Below are 16,590 nucleotides of genomic sequence, written 5' to 3'. Positions count from 1 at the left end.
CGCGGGAAATCCCTTACTTACCTCGGTTATGGGTGACCTGTTGCCTGTTGCTGACTCACTGGGAGAGAGCCTGTGGTTGCAAGTATTTTGGACGGTATTTTTAACGGAGTCAGCATCGGCTCGATTTTGCTGCTGGCGGCGCTGGGATTGGCGATTGTGTTTGGCTTGATGGGCGTGATCAACATGGCCCACGGTGAGCTAATGATGCTTGGCGCTTACACGACCTTCGTGGTGCAGAATGTGTTCAGAGCGATCGGTGGGCCGCTGTTTGAGGTTTATATTTTCTTTGCGCTGATAGCGGCGTTTATTGTCGCAGCGCTGGTGGGGCTGCTGCTGGAGCGGGGCGTGATTCGCTATCTCTACGGGCGACCGCTGGAAACGCTTCTAGCCACCTGGGGCGTGAGCCTGATTTTGCAACAGTTCGTCCGCAGTGTGAACTGGGTGCTGGTGTTTGGCTTGGCTCTATTTTGCATTTTGTACTTTGGTGGACAGTGGATTGCGAAGCGTCGTCCTGATTTTGACCGGGTGAAAGGCTGGGTCACAGCGCTGCTGCTGGCGCTGTCGGGGGCGATCGCCCTTGTCGCGGGCAACGTCCTCGCCAGAACCTATGGGTTAGCTGTGACACAACCTTGGTTTGGCGCACAAAACAAAGACGTGACTGCACCGGCCTGGCTACGTGGCGGCATTCCCCTCGGCAACTACCAACTTCCCTACACGCGCCTGTTCATCATGGTGCTGACGGTGCTGTGTGTGCTAGGGGTCTACTGGTTTCTGAACCGCACCGCCTGGGGGCTGCGAATTCGCGCTGTCACCCAAAACCGCAACATGAGTGCCTGTCTGGGCATTCCCACTCGCACTGTGGACGCACTCACGTTTGCCTTGGGGTCGGGACTGGCGGGCATTGCTGGATGCGCCCTCAGCCTGCTGGGTTCTGTTGGCCCCAACACGGGACAAAATTACATCGTGAATACGTTCATGGTGGTGGTTGTGGGTGGCGTGGGCAAACTCATTGGCACGATTGTCGGCGCGATGGCAATTGGCATTACGGACTACATCATTGGCACCGGAATGCTGGCAAACTTGACCAATATCCCGTTTATCAAGGACTTTTTCACCTTTTTTGCGACCACTAGCATGGCAAAGGTGATGGTGTTTGCCCTAATCGTCCTATTTCTCCAGTTTCGTCCGGCGGGGATGTTCCCGCAGAAAGGACGCACAGTGGATGCCTAGCGATCCGATTTTGTTTAGCCCTGCACCCATTCATGTTGCCGTTACCTGAGCAATCCTCATGGCCGTTGACACTTTTGTTCCCAACCGCACAATCGACCTGGCAAAGCGGCGATCGCTCTTGATAGAAATTGCCATCGTAGCGGCGATCGCCCTGTTCCTCATCTTCGCGCTGCCCTGGATGATTTCCGCCTTTCGCCTCAACCTGATGGGTCGATTCTTGGCGCTAGCCATCGTCGCCCTCGGTATTGACCTGATTTGGGGCTTCACTGGGTTACTTAGCTTGGGACATGGCATCTTTTTTACGCTGGGCGGCTACGCCCTGGCTATGTACCTGAAGTTGCCCCAGCCGCCAGGAAGCGGGCTTCCAGATTTCATGTCGCTTTATGGAGTCAGCGAGTTGCCCTGGTTCTGGCGACCGTTTTACTCTGCGCCATTTTCTATGATGGCGATCGCTGTCATCCCCGCCATCATTGCCGGACTGCTGGGCTACGTCATCTTCCGAAACCGGATTCGCGGCGTGTACTTCTCCATCCTGACGCAAGCCGCAACAATTATCTTTTTCAACTTTTTCAATGGTCAGCAAAAGCTGTTCAACGGAACCAACGGCTTGACCGATTTTCGATCGGTCTTTGGGTTGCCTGTGAAGGACAACCGGACACAGTACATTCTCTACATTGTCACCATCCTGTTTGTTGTGGCGGCCTACGCCCTGTGTCGATGGCTGACCAGCGGTCGGTTTGGTCGCCTCCTCGTGGCCATCCGTGATGATGAAAGTCGCGTTCGATTTACAGGCTATAACCCAACGGGGTTCAAGATCCTGGTGTTTGCTGTGTCTGGTGCGCTGGCCGGGATTGCGGGTGCCCTATTCACGCTGCAATCGGGCATTGTGTCGCCCAACACGATGAACATTGCCTTCTCGATTGAAATGGTGATCTGGGTTGCAGTCGGTGGCCGCGCAACGCTGGTAGGCGCAATTTTGGGTGCAGTGGTTGTGAACCTGGCCAAGAGCCTGCTGAGCGAAAAGTTTCCTGATTTTTGGCTGTTTTTCCAGGGTGGCTTGTTTTTGCTGGTGGTGTTGCTGTTGCCGAGTGGCATCATTGGCTGGCTCCGCACGAGCGGCGTAAACCTCTATAAGCAACTCACCGGACAAACTCGCCTATCTACCTACCCAAGCCTAGAGGAAGACCCAGAGGTTGAATATGAACGAAAAAATCTTGGAGATTGACGACCTGACCGTCAGCTTTGACGGGTTCAAAGCCCTCAATCATCTTAACTTCAGCCTCGATAAGGGGGAACTGCGCGTCATCATCGGCCCCAACGGTGCAGGCAAGACGACCTTTCTCGACATCATTACGGGAAAAACCAAGCCCACCGAAGGACAGGTACGATTCAAAGGTCGGAATCTGCGTCCCTACGCTGAGCATGAAATCGCGCAGATGGGCGTGGGGCGGAAGTTTCAAACGCCACGAGTGTACCTGAACCTGTCCACCCGCGAAAACCTGGAGCTAGCCACCAACCGCCAAAAGTCCGTAATTCACACCCTGTTTCGCAAGACGCTGAACGCTGAGCGGCGAACGGTGGCGGAACTTCTGGAAACCATCGGTCTATCACACAAAGCGGACATGAAAGCGAATCTGCTGTCGCACGGCGAAAAGCAGTGGCTAGAAATTGGGATGCTGGTCGCGCAATCCCCTGATTTGCTGCTGGTGGATGAACCCGTGGCTGGGCTGACGGACGAAGAAACGGAACGCACGGGTGAACTGCTTCTGTCCTTGGCGGAGAGCCACTCGATCATCGTGATCGAACATGACATGGAATTCGTTCGCCAAATTGCCAGAGGCACGGTTACGGTGCTGCACCAGGGTTCTGTCCTCTGTGAAGGCACCATCGACGAGGTGCAGTCTGACCCCCGCGTTATTGAGGTTTACCTGGGTCAAGAAATTCACGCCGACGGCCCCATTAGCCTGGAAGACACTGAGGAACTGCTAGAGGCCGTCGAAGGCGTGTAGCGCAGGAAGCAGGTGTTCCAATACGGCAATATCTTGTCATTCCAACTCTCGTCATTCCAACACTCTGTTATCCTTTCCCTCTGCCATCATGAGCCAAACCAACTCTGCTGTTGCCTACGAAACGCCTGCCGTTGCTGATGACGCGATGCTCCGTGTATCGGGGCTGAATGTGTATTACGGCGAGAGTCATATTTTACGGAATGTTGATCTCACGGTGCCGCGGGGGCAGATGGTGTGCCTGATTGGGCGCAACGGCGTGGGCAAGACGACCCTGCTGAAGACCATCATGGGTCTGCTGAAGCCGCGCAGTGGGAATATCACGTTCGATGGGCGATCGCTCTTAGAACGGACTCCCGACCAGCGGGCGCGGCTGGGCATTGGCTACGTCCCGCAGGGGCGCGAGGTGATTCCCCGGCTGACGGTGCAGGAAAACCTGCTGCTGGGGCGCGAAGCAAGGGCAGACAAGGCTGGGCGCAGTACCAACCAGGTTCCCGACTACATCTACGACCTGTTTCCCGTCCTAAAGACCATGCTGGATCGGATGGGCGGCGACCTATCGGGCGGGCAGCAGCAGCAGTTGGCGATCGCCCGCGCCCTCATGGGCAAGCCCAAACTCCTGGTGCTGGACGAACCCACCGAAGGTATTCAGCCCTCGATCATCCTGGATATCGAAAACGCCGTGCGCCAGATCGTCGCCTCCACAGGGATTTCGGTCCTTTTGGTGGAGCAGCATTTGCATTTTGTGCGCCAGGCCGACCGCTACTACGCTATGCAAAAGGGCGGCATTGTCGCCTCTGGCCCGACTAGCGAACTCAGTAATGACGTGATCCAGCAATTCCTGGCCGTGTAATGACGTGTCGTATCACGGCGCGATGTGCAACGTTCAATCTGCCGTCATTTCCCAACCTCTGCTCCCAGTCGGGAGGCGGGGAGCAAGAGGGGCTTGAAGTCCCTAAGCAAACCCAAACGCTCAGCGGCTAATCGACTCGCTCTAGCTGCCAGAGAATCTGGTTTCCTTCGCGGCGCACGCGAGAGACGACCCAGTTGCGCCAGACCCAGTGATCGCCCCGCCCGGTGACGGCGCTGGCGTTGACATCCATCAGGTCGGCCAGTTCGGCGCTGGTGATCAGATAACCACTGCTGGCGATCGCATCGGCCATTTGCAGCGTTTCGACAGTATTGCGAAGCTGAGCAACCCGCACCTCGCGGGGCAAGTTGTCGCTGGTATCTACGCTGGAGGGAATCGACGAAAGATTAGAGTCCACGGTGAGTTCAGCGGAATGCGTCAGGACAGCCGACATGCACAGCAAAGCAATAGTTCAATTCACAGCAATTCACAGCAGTTCACAGATTTATTAAAGCACTCTCCTAGAAAAACAGATTGCAAACTGTAATGCAATGTTGAGTTTCGCTGCGAATCTAGAATACAAACCTTCAAAAAAGTGTCCCATCTAGAGCCACGCATCGAGCGATTTCGCGCCAAAAAGCGGATGCCAGACTCCTTCACATTCCGTAGCAAAATTTTGCTTGCGTCGATCAGGGGTATCCACTACAATCGTCCATCAAGCTGTAATTTTTCCAACACGCAGCTTATTCCACTCCCCGAAAATTTGGCCGGTTCGTCGATTACGGCATTGGTAGATGCGCCAACACCTACCAACGCCTGACCCCAGGACAGAGTGAGCTGTCTCAGGGCTTTGCCTATTGTATGGCCGCCTTGAAACCTGCTTTGCGTCGTTTGGGCGGCCATCTTTTCGGGGTTTCCCTACCTCGTTTCCAAGGAGGAAACCCCAAATGCTGACAATCCAATACACCTGGTCGTCCCCACGCTCGGAGGCGACCCAGTTTTCGCTGCCCCCGCTCACCTGCGAACTGCCCCACCGTCGCCGCCTGCGCCACTGCATCATCGGCCTGCCCGAAGACGCACAGATGGCGATTGACCGGCTGCACCTGCTCCGCTATGCCGAACGCTTCGAGTGGACTCGCGCCCTGGAATTCCCGCCCAACGGCATCGTCCTCAACGCCGAGCAACCCGGCGAAGTGCTGCGCTGCCTGCACCGTGAAGTCCGGAGCAACCCCAGCGCAAACGAGTAAGAACAGATAAGGGCGATTTTGGGTTTTGGGTTTTGGGTTTTGGCAGGGCATTCCCTCAATCCAAAATCCAAAATCCCCAATCTAAAATTCCCCCATTCGATGGCGCGATGGATCTAATAAGCGTCCATGGGCAGGCAGGAACAGACTAAGTTGCGATCGCCATAGGCGTTGTCAATCCGTCCTACTGCGGGCCAGAACTTGTTCTCCCGTGTCCATGCGGTGGGGTAGGCAGCCCGCTCCCGCGAGTAGGGGCGGTTCCATTCGTCGCTGAGCAAGATGGCAGCAGGGTGGGGTGCATTTTTCAGCAGGTTATTGTCTTGGGGAACCTTGCCGTCTTCGATCTCGCGGATTTCTTCGCGGATGGCGATCATCGCATCGCAGAAGCGATCCAGTTCTGCCAGCGACTCGCTCTCGGTCGGCTCTACCATGATCGTCCCCGCCACGGGCCAGGACATGGTGGGCGGGTGAAACCCGTAGTCGATCAGCCGCTTGGCAACGTCTTCCACCTCCACACCAGCCGTCTTCTTGAACTGGCGCAGGTCAAGGATGCACTCGTGGGCCACCAGCCCGTTTTCGCCCTTATACAGCACGGAGTAATGTTTCTCCAGCCGCTTAGCAATGTAGTTGGCGCTGAGGATGGCGACCTGGGTGGCGCGGGTCAACCCAGCCGTGCCCATCAGGCGGATGTAGACCCAGGAAATGGGCAAGATGCTGCTGCTGCCCCAGGGCGCAGCAGAGACGGAGCCGACGCTGTTTTCGCCGCCCATTGGCACGATTGGATGGCTAGGCAAGAAAGGAACCAGGTGCGCCGCTACGCCAATGGGACCCATGCCGGGGCCGCCGCCGCCGTGGGGAATGCAGAAGGTCTTGTGCAGGTTCAAATGGCATACATCTGCGCCAAAGTCGGCCGGACGACACAATCCCACCTGGGCGTTCATGTTGGCGCCGTCCATGTAGACTTGACCGCCGTAGGCATGAACAATGTCACAAATTTCCCGAATCGCCGCCTCAAAGACCCCGTGGGTAGAGGGATACGTCACCATCAGCGCTGCCAGATCGGCCTGGTGCTTCTCTGCCTTGGTTCGCAAATCCGCCACGTCGATGTTGCCTTCGCTGTCGCAGGCGACGGGCACCACCTTCATGCCGGACATCACGGCGCTGGCGGGGTTAGTGCCGTGGGCCGATTCGGGAATTAGGCAGACATTGCGATGCGCTTCGCCCCGGCTGAGGTGATATTGCCGAATCACCAGTAGCCCGGTGTATTCGCCCTGGGACCCGGCGTTTGGCTGGAGTGAGATACCCGCAAAACCCGTAATTTCCTTGAGCAAGTCCTCAAGCTGCTGGAACAGGACTTGATAGCCCTGGGCCTGATCCAGCGGCACAAAGGGATGAAGCTGGCCAAACTCCGCCCAGGTGACGGGCAGCATTTCGGAGGTGGCGTTCAGCTTCATGGTGCAGGAGCCGAGGGGAATCATCGCCGTGGCTAGGGACAAGTCCTTAAGCTGGAGGCGATACATATAGCGGAGGAGTTCGGTTTCGGAGTGGTAGCGGTGGAAGACGGGATGGGTGAGGTAGGGGCTGGTGCGGGCGAGGGGGCTGGGGATCTGAGGGTTTTGCTCCGCAGCGCTGACGTGAGGGGCATTCGGCAGGGAAGGCGTTGGGGCGCTGGGGGCGAAGACTTGGAGGAGATCCTGGAGGTCTGCGGGGGTGGTGGTTTCGTCGAGGCTGATGCCGAAGGTGTTGGGGTTAATGCGGCGGAGGTTGATCTGGTGGGCGATCGCCCGCTCCATGAGCTTCTCAGCATTGGGCACCGTCACCCGCAGCGTGTCAAAGAAGGGTTCGCTCCCCAGTTCGTAGCCTTGCGCCTTTAGACCTTCGGCGAGGACGCAGGTGAGTTGGTGAATGCGGGTGGCGATGCGCTTCAGTCCATCTGGGCCGTGGTAGACGGCATACATGCTGGCAATGATGGCCAGCAGCACTTGGGCAGTGCAGATATTGCTAGTAGCCTTGTCACGGCGGATATGCTGTTCGCGGGTTTGCAGGGCCAGACGCAGGGCGGGCTGGCCCGTCGCGTCTTTGGATACGCCGACGAGACGACCCGGAATCTGCCGCTTGAAGGCTTCTTTGGTGGCGAAGTAGGCCGCGTGGGGGCCGCCATAGCCGAGGGGCACACCGAAGCGCTGGGTGCTGCCGACGGCAATATCTGCGCCAAATTCTCCCGGCGGTTTCAGCAGCGTCAGGCTGAGCAGGTCGGCGGCCACAGTGGCGATCGCCCCTTGTTCATGCGCCCGCTCAATAAACGCCGTGTAGTCGTAAATTGCGCCGTCCGTCGCCGGATATTGCAGCAGCACGCCAAAGACAGGCGTGGAAAAATCGAACGTGCGGTGGTCGCCCACCAAAACGTCGATGCCTAGCGGTTGGGCGCGGGTTTGCACCACCTCGATCGTTTGCGGGTGGCAGGCTTCCGACACCCAAAATGTCTTGCTCTTGCCCTTGTGCTGGCCATAGCTGAGGGTCATCGCTTCGGCCGCGGCGGTGCCTTCGTCCAGCAGCGAGGCGTTGGCGATTTCCAGCCCTGTCAGGTCGATCACCATCGTCTGAAAGTTCAGCAGCGCCTCCAGGCGACCCTGGGCAATTTCGGGCTGGTAGGGCGTGTATTGCGTATACCAGCCAGGATTTTCCAGAATATTGCGCTGAATGACCGGCGGCGTGATGGTGTTGTGGTAGCCCATGCCGATGAAGGAGCGGAAGAGTTTATTTTGAGCGGCGATCGCCCTCAGTTCCTTGAGCAACTCATACTCGCTCTGCCCCTCTCCCAAGTTCAGCGGCTGCTGGAGCCGGATAGCCCTGGGCACGGCCCGGTCGATTAGTTCTTCCAAAGACCCCAAGCCTAGCGTCGCCAGCATGGATTGCATCTCTGCCTCCGACGGTCCAATATGCCGCTGCACAAAGTCATCCGCAGCCGTAACCCCATCGACCGCTGCATTGCCAGCGCGATTCGCGAAGCAATCCCTGCGGGAATCGCCCGATTGCCTGCCATCTGCCTCTGCGCTGTTCTCTATCCCTGTGGACAGCGTTCCGGCGACCTCGCCGTTTGAAATTGAGCCAGCGTTATCCATCGACACTTGAGAATTGGTCAAAGTTTCAGGCGACATAGACAGCAGCAGAGGGTGAGTTTGAGGATAAAAATCGAAAAGAGCTTGGGAAAACCAGCCCAGAGAAACAGACCTTACCGACAGACCTTACCGATAGACTCACGAAGACTCAGAAGCGCCGCCGAAAGACAGCCACTCAAACAGACGAGGCACTGGTTATGACGCTGCTGCTCCTGAGTTCCCATTTCTCTAAGACGTATTCTAGTAATCTTAAGGGATGTTAAGAAAATCGCCCATCGCTCCGTCGGGTCGCGGCTTGGTTCATCCGGACTCTGGCTCTGGATCATCCAATCGGATGATCTATTTTTCCTGGACTTGCCGATTAAATCGGTTTGGGTGAGGATAGGAAAAATTCATAGGAAAAGTTGACAACCGCAAGTCAGAAAAGCCGAACCCTGGCTGGCTCGTTCTAGTGGGCTAATGCCGCATTGGCTGATGTCGCACTGGCTGATGTCGCGCCCAACCAGCAGACACAAGGGCCCGTCAGCGGTAGGTCATGAGGCACTTGGAGCAAACCATGAAAATGGCAGGTAGACGGGTAGACGGGCGATTTCCCCAGGGATCGCTTCGCCAATCGCACTGGATGTCTGTTGGTGCAAGAACAGGGTTGAGCGTGGGTCTGGTTGCAGGGCTGCTGGGTGGGGCGATCGCCGTCCACGCGGCTCCCCAGTCCGACGCACCCGCAGCAACCCGCACAGCAGCGGCAGCCTCCGACGACATGACCCGTCTGCTGCTGAGCGAACCCCCGGATTTATCGCTGGCGCAACCCGGCGCAGTTTTGCCCGATCCGGGAATGATTACCGCAAACACTATCTCTCAGGAAGGACTGACGCTGCCCAGTCTGTGGTGGGTGCGTGACCAGTTTGGCGAACAGCTTTTGGAAACTTGGCTGGTCTATCCCGCCCGCGAAGACTCGCCCCAGCGGGTGGAACTCGTCGTCAACCCGCAAGTGTGGAGCATCTATAACTATATGGAGCGCTACACGTTTGTAAACCAATTTGGCGCGTCTGCCAGCACCTATGGCTACAGCACCCGCGTCTTTGACCGCCAGGGTAACCTGCTGGCAGCTTATCTGTGCGATTTTTCGGGCGTGGCATTGGGCCAGGCAGAGGGGCAGCGAGACTGCGACATTATGCTGCGTTCCGACGGGATTGCTGGGCTGACGGGTCGGCCCACGCCTGCCGCGGCAACGCCGACCACGCCTGCCGAAATTGGGCAGCGCTAGCGGGCGACAGCGGCAATAGAAATTCGCTTTTTTGCAAAATGGACTCGGCGGGCAGTCGTAGCTCCCGGTTTCGTAGGTCTGTTGGCAAGTCTGACGCATCTAATGCAAAGATTGGCGATGCGGCGGCCGTTTGCAGCGACAGGCGGGTTGCAGTCTCCGGCTGCCAGCAAAAGTCGATCCACTGGGCCAGCGCAGATTCGGCGATCGCCCCCGGATTGGACTCTGTAGAGGGCGATCGCGCTGGACGCACCCACAAATCGCTAAACAGCATCGTGCCCGACGCGGGAATCACCGCCCCAATGCGCGGGTCGCCCTGCATCACGGGCAGAATGTCGGTCGTCCAGCCCACGGCGGCCCAGGTGTCGTCGATCAGCAGCGGCTGCAAATAATCGGTAGAACTGTAGAACTTAGTCTGGCGGTCGAGGGCAGCCAGTTCATCCTGCAAATTGGGAACGGCCTCCAGGTTTGATTCATTGAACGAGCGCCCCAGTTTCTTTAGCACCAGCCCCAACACCGTGCGCGGGCTATCGGGCAGCGACAGCATTCCGGCTAGCTCCGGCCGCCACAGGTCTGCCCAGTCTTGGGGTTGCCAGCCCAGGGGGTCTAGCTTGTCCCTGCGAAAGGCGATCGCCACGCTGCCCCAGCGGTAGGGCGCACCCCACACCAGACCCGTAGCGCTCAGCGCACCCTGGCGATCGCGCGTTACCAAATCCTGCCAGGGCTTGGGTACTCGCTCCCAGCCGGGAATAGACGACATCTCCAGCGGCTGAATCAGCTTTTGCTGGATCGCCTCCGTTAGCCACGCATCACCCATTGTTACCAAGTCGGCCGTCTGCGACGACTCCGCCGTTTGCCAGGTTTGCAACTGCTCAAAGATGCTGGCAAGCTGCGGACGGGGCACAAAGCTCAGCGGCAGCGGTTGCCTCAGGGTGCTGCGAAATGCCTTCAAGACCTGCGGCGGCACCGAGTCTTCGAGAAACAGCACCCGCAGCCCGTTGTCGCGGCGGCGACATCCGCCCAGCAGGGCCGCAAGCGCTACACTGCCGGAGCCAATGAGGAGCGATCGCCGCTTCATGTTGATCAGGGGTAGGAGGGTAGAGATAGAGGGTTGGACTCAAGGAACTAGTTGTTTCAGGATGTTAGCAGAATGTCAGGTATCCGTCGCTTCCCCACGGGTCAGAGAGCGATCGCCCCTTTTATCGTTTCGAGCGAGGATTGCAGCCCACTGCTGCCAACGTAGCGTTCCGACAGCGCTAATTCTTATGAAACTGGCAGAATCTTGCGGGCAATTCTTAGACATCAGGTGGACTGCAAAACGCAAGTCAGATCGATCCTCCCGATTGCGCCGATAGATAAAATAGAAAGGAGTAGGGAATAAGAAAAGGACGGTCTTAAATTTTGGAGGAATGCCTGCCTCCTCTAAACCAACTGGTGTACCTTTTACTCATACGTCTCATAAGATTTCCATCCTTCTATTCACTTGTGTCAGATAGATGATTGCGTAGACAATTGCGACCTTTCATTCCGGGAACAAAATGTAAGTTTATTCGTCTTTTAGCAAGACTTTTAAGCTGTCAGTTTTGGTTATTTATATCTTTGAATAGATGCGCCTAGACGATGGTGAAAAGCCTTGGAAGCTAATTTTCGTTTGGCGATCGCGCTCAGACTTGTGACAGTTTAATTAGCGAAACATAGATGGGGCGATCGCTCATTTTCTAGTTCTATAACTAAGATAGTTCAGGCGCTAAAGGATTCTTTCTAAGTCTAAGGAACTTTTGAGACATAGACGAATTCTTTAAACCAGAACCTGCAATTCACCTGCTCTTGATGCCATCAGACTGAGATTGAAAGAGGTGCGAAAGCGCCTTTTTGAGAAATCTTTCATCTCAGGTCTATGGTCGAGCATGAAGCGACTCTGATTCGATTACCTGGTTCGAATTCACCATAAGTGCAGTTTGCATTTATGTCGGATTGTTGCGCTCTCTTGTACGTTTTTGGGATGGAAAAACCTATGAAACTCTCTCTGAAATCGATTGCTACCGTTTCTGCTCTGTCGGCTGTTGCTGCGGTTCCCATGCTGTTTTCTGCCAGCCCTGCTTCGGCCCAGATGTCTGGTAGCTACATTGGCGCAGGTATTGCTGCGGGTGTGACCGAAGATGCCGCTGGCGACACGTCCTTCGGGGCAAATGTTCAAGGGCGGTTTGACGTGCCTGTGGCTCCGATCTCGGTGCGCGGCGCAGCCCTGATCAGCGATTCGGCGGCGCTAATGCCCCTAGTGACGTATGACATCGGCATCGCGCCGGGTGCCAACCTCTACATTGGTGGTGGCTACTCTTTCGTCACGGATGAGGGTCGGTCTACCCCGCTGGGCGATCGCAGCGCTCCGGTGGCCACGGTGGGTGTGGAAGCCGCGATTCGTCGCAACATCGTCCTCTACGGTGACGCGAAGGTAGGCTTTGATGCATACCGAAACAGCAACGACGCTGCTGTGAGCCTGCAAGTGGGTGCAGCTTATCGATTCTAGGCTGCTGCGTAGGGCATCTCTTGACTTGCAGGTTTGCAGCGACTACGGCTAGAAACGATGACACTGTGTGATGTTTAGGTTGAGATCTAACGGGATAGCCAACACTGTCTAGTTGGGATCTCACCGATCTAAAGTCTGAACTAAATCCTCCGGCTATCCCCCCGAACTCCTATCGCACTGGGAAATGGGGGGATTTTCTTAATCATTGACACCCTCTCCCGCTTAAGTGAAGATCAAAAGGGTGTTCGTAAATCTTTGTGAAGGCTTCCCTCATGTCGCTTGAGCTGTTATCGCTAGAGGCCCTGGAAAATCTTGCACATGAGTATGGCTATTGGGTCGTGTTTTTGGGCATTATGCTCGAAAATACTGGTGTGCCGCTGCCAGGGGAGACGATTACGCTGGTGGGTGGGTTTTTGGCAGGCAGCGATGAGCTAAATTACTGGCTGGTCTTAGCCAGCGCAACGGCCGGGGCTGTGCTGGGGGACAATTTTGGCTACTGGATTGGATATTTTGGGGGTTGGCCGCTACTGGTGCGAGCGGGCCGCGTGTTTCGCATTGAGGAATCTAGGCTGCTGGCAGTCCGCAAGCAGTTTAGCGAAAATGCCGCCAGAGCCGTGATCTTTGGGCGATTTCTGGCGTTGCTGCGAATCTTTGCTGGACCCCTAGCAGGCATTGCCCAGATGCCCTATCCCCAGTTTTTGCTGTGCAACCTGATCGGGGCGCTGTCCTGGGCTTCGGTGATGGTGACGCTGGCTTTCTTTGTGGGGAAGCTGATTCCCTTGGAGCAATTGGTAACCATAGTGGGGCAGTTTGCAGTGGTGGCGCTGCTGCTGTTTTGTGCGGCGATCGCCCTCCCCATCTGGCTAGAACACCGCGCCAAGCAGGAGCTTGAAGGCTAAGCCCAATCCATTCAGCCAGGTTTGGATTAGACAAGTTTGGATCAACAAATCCGGATTAAACATGCCTGAAGCTAGCTTGCAGAGCCGACGCTTTGCCGCGCCCAGGCCGACTGGACTAGCGACATCAGCACATCGGCCGTCAGCGGCTTAACCAAAAACCCATCAAAGCCCGGATTTTCTTCTTGATGTAGCCAGCTCGGCGCATGGTGATCGGTCAGCGTGACGATGGTAGTGTGGCGGGCGTTGGCGTTGTTGCGGAGCTGTTTGACTAGCACCTCAGACCAGCGGCGATCGCCCCCCACCAAAATCACCAGAGACGGCGGCGATTGGCTGACCCGTAGCATCATCTGCACGGCTGAGTTCGTCACCACAACGGGACAGTGCAACCGAGCAAGTTGAGACTCCAGTCTGCGAAGTTCGTCGGACGGCTTATCCAACACCAAGACATAGCTCTGGTTGAGTTGCAGTTGCATGATTTTTTCAGATACCCAGCTTGGGATATCGGGTGTTGTCAAGTAACTATACTCCAGACTATAGTTCGTGAAAAATTAGGCTCAAACCCTTGCCAGTAGGACGATTTAGTGATTAGTTTCTATCAGCGGCCTTCAATTTTTTTTAGGCTTTGACAATAGAAACTTGGCGATAGTTTTCAAACCTTAACACTGCATTATCAAAAGACTTACAAGTTAACACCGGTTTGACTCATGGAGCGTTAAACGATACCGGATGAAAGTCTTATTGAAAGTCTCGTAGAGAATTTTGAGCGTTTTTTGTTTCGTTGCAAGGAGAGTTTCCTTAAAGAAAAATGGCAATGATTCCTCGCAATATTCTCTTATATCAATTCTCTAAATACCTGCTACACATAGAGCATCGACAATCCAATCCCACTGAGTCAGCGATCGCAGCGACTCAGCCGAAAGGCGACAAACCCACTGGCTGATGGCGTGCTGGAGTTGGCCAACATCATCAAAGTGAACCCAAGCTAGCTCCCGCTTGAGTTCTCGCCAGACCCGCTCAATGGGATTGACCTCAGGGCAATAAGGCGGCTGAAACACCAAGATGACATTGTCCGGTATCGTCAGGTTCAAAGCCGTATGGGCTGCGGCATTATCCACCTGAATCAGATGTAAATCATCGGGGAACTGAGCCGCAAAGCTGTGCAAAAACGCCTCAAAACAGGAACCGTCGAGAACCGTCGAGATGAGAGAACTCGACTATCCACGAGGCATCGCTCAGCGGTTCCACTAGACCGTACAGCCACCGATACACAAACTCCCATTGAATTGAACCAATCGGCTGCACCCCAAAGCCCGTCAACTTGCGATTATGAATCAGCAATTGCTCCAGTTCATTCATCGTGTTGTCGATGGCTTGCAGGCAATTGAGGGAATTGTGGCGATCGCTCTGAGTGGCTCAAGGGCAAGAGGCAACCATACCCCCAAGTCAGACGTAGACCTGTGCTTTATACATAGACTTAAATCGACATGCAGAATGCTCGCCATGATGCCGCAACCAAAAATTTCAATTTTATCTAGGCGGTAAGCTACCACTGATGCACAACTCAAGGAACAATTGCAGTCACGCGGATTTCAATCCGCATCGTTGGCAGCCCAAGAGCCGCGACTCCTACCTGTGTCCAAATTGGGGCATGGTTGGGCATGTAATGGTGATATAGCCTGACCATCACATCGTTTACCTCTGGGGGCAACCCGCCAACATGGTAAGAATTGACATGGACAACATGCTCCCAACCCGCCCCAGCCGCCGCCAGGGTTCGCTCTACGTTCCGAAACGCCTGAGCAATCTCATCCGCAAGTGATTCAGGAATGTGCAGATTGTCATCCCAGCCACCTTGACCGGATGTCTCCACGCGATCGCCAATTTTTAGCGCTTGCGAGTAATGCAATTCATTCAGCATGTATTCCCCATAGCCAGGGGTGACAAAAAATTCAGGCTGATTCATAGTGTTCCTTTTTTTGGGAGCAATTAATTCTTTTGATTCAGTTGCTGAACGTTTAGCCTACGCCAGCCAGCCACCAGGATGGGAACCGTGGACAGTCTGAATTCACAATTTTTTCATCAGTCAGAAATGTGGTAGATTGCTGACTATTTTTGCTGAAAAAAGTCTAGCAAGATGGGATTGACCTGATCAGCGTGAGTCTAGTTGACGGCATGCGGCCCGCCAGGGATAATCCCAAGCTGACTATCGGCCCCCAGATCTTCAGAATAGATATCAGTGGTTGTAGAATTTTCTTGACCAACAGTCACATAAGGCATGTTGCCCCCTAATGAACATTGCAAAATGTTCTTATCTGATTTAACCGAAGTATAGTGAGTTCTAATGCTCGGTTTCTTTCAGATTCTTAGGGTAAATTGTCAGATTCTTAAGGTGTTAGCGAACCTGTTTTGGTGTTACTCCAGTGAGTCGCTTAAACTGTTGCGTCAGATGGCTTTGACTGGAGAAGCCGACTTGTAGAGCGATGTCGGCGATCGCCAGATCCGTTTTCATCAACATCACTTTCGCCCGTTCTACACGCTGTTGAATTACGTATTGATGGGGCGAAATTCCCATTGTTTGCTTAAACAAACTCGCAAAGTAAGTTGGGCTGATGTTAACAACACCTGCCAGTTCTGCCAGGGATAAGTCTCGATTCAAGTAAGTGTGAATATAATCGATCGCCTGCTGCAACTGGATACGAGAGAAGCTGCTGTTGGGTGATGCGATCGGTTGCGTTAGGTTTGAATAGCGTCGTAGTAAATGAATCACTAAAGCCTGAGTGAGTGATTCGATATATAACTGCCCCATCATCCCGCCCGATTTCAACTCAGCGAACATTAGCATGCCAATCTGGTGAAGTTGCAAATCTTGCTGACCAAAACAATGCATAAACTCGAACCGTTCTGAATCCATATCAGAGGCTTCAGCAACCTGTTGAATCAATTCCGGTTTTAAGCAAATGTGCAGCGGCGCACAAATGACATCACTCATATCTGGTGCTTGACACCAATAGCTCGGTTGTCCAGCTGGAACCAAAAGGCTGTCCCCTTTGTGGAGGGTTGATTCATATAGGCGATCGTCGCGTTTTTGAACTAAAGGGGCAGAATCTCCCGTGTGAAAGTAGAGCCAGTGATCGGCTAAAGCAGGGAGTTCCATTTCAAACGCTGAAGCAGGGCTTTGACACTGCTCCACCAAAATGCCATTCCAGTTCATTTTGCGACTGGAGAACATCAGCGTTTTATTCCACTGGTGGCTGAGTTCAAGCGAGTTGAGCTGGTTGCTGGCCATAGAGCTTGCTCTCACCGTTTTCTTGTGATCCCAAAAATTAAAATTTTTCTAAATTAACTATGAAAAAAAAGCGTTTGTCAGTCAGGAAGCCAAGATAACAACAAAAGTGTTAGATCCAGAAGTGTTGAATTGAGACATAAAACTTTACATTTGACCCTATGAAGCTCC

Annotated in this window: 15 protein-coding genes and 3 pseudogenes; 9 read left to right on the top strand and 9 right to left on the bottom strand. The window is 54.7% G+C overall.

Going from position 1 to position 16,590, the window contains the following annotated elements; translation table 11 throughout:
- Nucleotides 1-72 precede the first annotated feature (72 nt).
- The 4 genes from urtB to urtE all read left to right on the top strand — a co-directional run bounded on the left by urtB (nucleotide 73) and on the right by urtE (nucleotide 4,089).
- Nucleotides 73-1,230, top strand: a complete 1,158-nt coding sequence (gene urtB, locus IGS16_RS05095) for an urea ABC transporter permease subunit UrtB (RefSeq protein ID WP_297083883.1) — start codon at nucleotides 73-75, stop codon at nucleotides 1,228-1,230.
- A 58-nt stretch (nucleotides 1,231-1,288) separates the two neighbouring features.
- Entirely contained in the window at nucleotides 1,289-2,455 is a 1,167-nt protein-coding gene (gene urtC / locus IGS16_RS05090) for an urea ABC transporter permease subunit UrtC (protein WP_297083882.1), read from the top strand.
- Nucleotides 2,430-3,239: an urea ABC transporter ATP-binding protein UrtD gene (gene urtD, locus IGS16_RS05085; RefSeq protein ID WP_297083881.1), complete on the top strand. Its 810-nt coding sequence runs from the start codon at nucleotides 2,430-2,432 to the stop codon at nucleotides 3,237-3,239. The genes urtC and urtD overlap by 26 nt, the downstream gene beginning before the upstream one ends.
- Before the next feature lie 88 nt (nucleotides 3,240-3,327).
- Nucleotides 3,328-4,089 (top strand): urea ABC transporter ATP-binding subunit UrtE, encoded by a 762-nt coding sequence (urtE, locus tag IGS16_RS05080; RefSeq protein WP_297083880.1) that lies wholly within the window; start codon nucleotides 3,328-3,330, stop codon nucleotides 4,087-4,089.
- A 127-nt stretch (nucleotides 4,090-4,216) separates the two neighbouring features.
- On the opposite strand, the pseudogene IGS16_RS05075 reads toward urtE, so the two are convergent.
- A pseudogene (locus IGS16_RS05075) lies at nucleotides 4,217-4,501 on the bottom strand (hypothetical protein); the annotation flags it as partial.
- 532 nt (nucleotides 4,502-5,033) lie between these two features.
- On the opposite strand from IGS16_RS05075, the gene IGS16_RS05070 reads away from it, so the two are divergent.
- Nucleotides 5,034-5,333, top strand: a complete 300-nt coding sequence (locus IGS16_RS05070; RefSeq protein ID WP_297083878.1) for a hypothetical protein — start codon at nucleotides 5,034-5,036, stop codon at nucleotides 5,331-5,333.
- A 113-nt stretch (nucleotides 5,334-5,446) separates the two neighbouring features.
- Here IGS16_RS05070 and gcvP read toward each other — a convergent pair whose 3' ends face one another.
- Nucleotides 5,447-8,473 (bottom strand): aminomethyl-transferring glycine dehydrogenase, encoded by a 3,027-nt coding sequence (gcvP, locus tag IGS16_RS05065; protein ID WP_297083875.1) that lies wholly within the window; start codon nucleotides 8,471-8,473, stop codon nucleotides 5,447-5,449.
- A 538-nt stretch (nucleotides 8,474-9,011) separates the two neighbouring features.
- Here gcvP and IGS16_RS05060 point away from each other — a divergent pair.
- Entirely contained in the window at nucleotides 9,012-9,713 is a 702-nt protein-coding gene (locus tag IGS16_RS05060; RefSeq protein WP_297083873.1) for a hypothetical protein, read from the top strand.
- On the opposite strand, the gene IGS16_RS05055 is transcribed toward IGS16_RS05060, so the two are convergent.
- The gene (locus IGS16_RS05055; RefSeq protein ID WP_297083872.1) at nucleotides 9,619-10,788 is read right to left on the bottom strand and encodes an extracellular solute-binding protein; all 1,170 of its coding nucleotides are present in this window, start codon (nucleotides 10,786-10,788) and stop codon (nucleotides 9,619-9,621) included. The two genes, IGS16_RS05060 and IGS16_RS05055, sit on opposite strands and share 95 nt — an antisense overlap.
- Nucleotides 10,789-11,724: 936 nt before the next feature.
- Here IGS16_RS05055 and IGS16_RS05050 point away from each other — a divergent pair.
- Together IGS16_RS05050 and IGS16_RS05045 are read left to right on the top strand one after the other, a co-directional pair.
- On the top strand, nucleotides 11,725-12,237 hold the full coding sequence (locus IGS16_RS05050; protein ID WP_297083870.1) for a hypothetical protein: 513 nt from the start codon (nucleotides 11,725-11,727) through the stop codon (nucleotides 12,235-12,237).
- Nucleotides 12,238-12,509: 272 nt separating this feature from the next.
- Nucleotides 12,510-13,136, top strand: a complete 627-nt coding sequence (locus tag IGS16_RS05045; protein WP_297083868.1) for a DedA family protein — start codon at nucleotides 12,510-12,512, stop codon at nucleotides 13,134-13,136.
- Between the two features lie 71 nt (nucleotides 13,137-13,207).
- Here IGS16_RS05045 and IGS16_RS05040 read toward each other — a convergent pair whose 3' ends face one another.
- The 3 genes from IGS16_RS05040 to IGS16_RS05030 all read right to left on the bottom strand — a co-directional run bounded on the left by IGS16_RS05040 (nucleotide 13,208) and on the right by IGS16_RS05030 (nucleotide 14,492).
- Nucleotides 13,208-13,609: a response regulator gene (locus IGS16_RS05040; RefSeq protein WP_068510234.1), complete on the bottom strand. Its 402-nt coding sequence runs from the start codon at nucleotides 13,607-13,609 to the stop codon at nucleotides 13,208-13,210.
- 372 nt (nucleotides 13,610-13,981) lie between these two features.
- A complete protein-coding gene (locus tag IGS16_RS05035) occupies nucleotides 13,982-14,299 on the bottom strand; it encodes a transposase (RefSeq protein ID WP_297083002.1) in 318 nt (105 codons plus the stop codon).
- Between the two features lie 7 nt (nucleotides 14,300-14,306).
- Nucleotides 14,307-14,492, bottom strand: a complete 186-nt coding sequence (locus IGS16_RS05030) for a hypothetical protein (protein WP_297083867.1) — start codon at nucleotides 14,490-14,492, stop codon at nucleotides 14,307-14,309.
- Between IGS16_RS05030 and IGS16_RS22300 the strand changes: the two are divergent.
- A pseudogene (locus IGS16_RS22300) lies at nucleotides 14,463-14,618 on the top strand (nucleotidyltransferase domain-containing protein); the annotation flags it as partial. The gene IGS16_RS05030 and the pseudogene IGS16_RS22300 overlap by 30 nt on opposite strands.
- A 79-nt stretch (nucleotides 14,619-14,697) precedes the next feature.
- Here IGS16_RS22300 and IGS16_RS05025 read toward each other — a convergent pair.
- The 3 genes and pseudogenes from IGS16_RS05025 to IGS16_RS05020 form a co-directional block, all read right to left on the bottom strand.
- On the bottom strand, nucleotides 14,698-15,099 hold the full coding sequence (locus IGS16_RS05025) for a RidA family protein (protein WP_297083865.1): 402 nt from the start codon (nucleotides 15,097-15,099) through the stop codon (nucleotides 14,698-14,700).
- A gap of 143 nt (nucleotides 15,100-15,242) precedes the next feature.
- A pseudogene (locus tag IGS16_RS22295) lies at nucleotides 15,243-15,344 on the bottom strand (alpha/beta hydrolase); the annotation flags it as partial.
- Nucleotides 15,345-15,528: 184 nt separating this feature from the next.
- Nucleotides 15,529-16,422 (bottom strand): helix-turn-helix domain-containing protein, encoded by an 894-nt coding sequence (locus IGS16_RS05020; protein ID WP_297083862.1) that lies wholly within the window; start codon nucleotides 16,420-16,422, stop codon nucleotides 15,529-15,531.
- Nucleotides 16,423-16,590: the final 168 nt, after the last annotated feature.

It is taken from the genome of Thermoleptolyngbya sp. C42_A2020_037 (genome assembly GCF_015272455.1).
In the GTDB taxonomy this organism is placed as follows: Bacteria; Cyanobacteriota; Cyanobacteriia; order Elainellales; family Elainellaceae; genus Thermoleptolyngbya.
The sequence above is the reverse complement of the archived record's forward strand: the minus strand, read 5'-3'. Positions and strand labels throughout refer to the sequence as shown.